This is a genomic window from Rickettsia sp. TH2014, from assembly GCF_019249195.1.
In the GTDB taxonomy this organism is placed as follows: domain Bacteria; phylum Pseudomonadota; class Alphaproteobacteria; order Rickettsiales; family Rickettsiaceae; genus Rickettsia; species Rickettsia felis.
Map to the genome: position 1 here is coordinate 1 of NZ_MXAX01000124.1, position 1,034 is coordinate 1,034.

Sequence of the window (1,034 nt, forward strand, 5' to 3'; positions counted from 1 at the left end):
AAAAGCAGTAGCCTTTGATCGTAAATCTGACGCTAGAAAAAAGATTATGTTAGGTGGTTTATTTGTTAAAGCTGGTCTTGATTATTTACATCCTGATAATGCTCATATTCTTTACGGAATGTTACTTGATTGTAAAGAACAATTAATCATTAATCCGAAGATTATAGATAAGTGGAAAAGTAAAGGTCGAGAATTATTAATCTCTAAATATTAAGTTTTAATTAACTGTAATTATATTATAAATCCTATGACATTACATACACTTTTTTTGGATGGTAACCTTAACTACAACGCTATAAAAGAGGCACTTGAAAATGGTTTTAATGTTAATCAGCAAGATCAAGATGGCGATACTCCTCTACACCTTTTAATGTCTCGTTATGATCATGAGCCAATAATAGATGTTTGTGTTTTATTATTAGAAAAAGGAGCAAATATAAACATAAGCAATATTGCGATTATTCTTTATTACTCACTTAATCATATCGATAATTGGTCTGAAAATGTTTTAGCAGAAATAATATGGTAAATAACACAAACACACTCCAATATAGTATAGATAAAAAATCTAAACCTCCCGCATCAGACTATTACGAATATTATATCATGGTTGTAGGTATACTTGGGCAATCTATGCATTACATACAAGCATATAAGATATTCTCAACTCAATCTGCTGAGGATATTTCATTAATGGCTTATCTTATATGCCTGTTTGTGCTTATTAACTGGTTAATCTACGGTTTTATTAAAAAAGCCAAAGCTCTTATTTATGCTGAGGTGCTGGGTATAATCGGCTGCACTACTATTATTATAGGTGCTTATATTTATAACTAGTAACATGACAGTTTCTTATTGGACTAAAGATCATAAATATTATAGATTAACTACTCAAGCTAATTTATTTGGTACTACTGATCTTATATGTAGCTGGGGTTCTTTGTACTCTAATAAAGGTAATTATGAAGTTATCCACTGTAACTCCCAACATGATATGGATAAGAATATTAAACGTATCGCTAGGATAAGGAAAT

General features: G+C 30.0%; 3 protein-coding genes and 1 pseudogene. All 4 read left to right on the forward strand.

What is annotated here, in order from left to right; genetic code table 11:
- The coding region (locus tag KYQ89_RS02340) for a conjugal transfer protein TraD (protein ID WP_256621202.1) at positions 1 to 214 on the forward strand (214 nt) is incomplete at its 5' end.
- A 33-nt stretch (positions 215 to 247) separates the two neighbouring features.
- The gene (locus KYQ89_RS02345; protein WP_218460244.1) at positions 248 to 529 is read left to right on the forward strand and encodes a hypothetical protein; all 282 of its coding nucleotides are present in this window, start codon (positions 248 to 250) and stop codon (positions 527 to 529) included.
- Complete coding sequence (locus KYQ89_RS02350; protein WP_256621203.1) at positions 523 to 837, forward strand: SemiSWEET family transporter; 315 nt, start codon at positions 523 to 525, stop codon at positions 835 to 837. The genes KYQ89_RS02345 and KYQ89_RS02350 overlap by 7 nt, the downstream gene beginning before the upstream one ends.
- Positions 838 to 841: 4 nt before the next feature.
- Positions 842 to 1,034 (forward strand): annotated as a pseudogene (locus tag KYQ89_RS02355) (DNA polymerase III subunit epsilon); the annotation flags it as partial.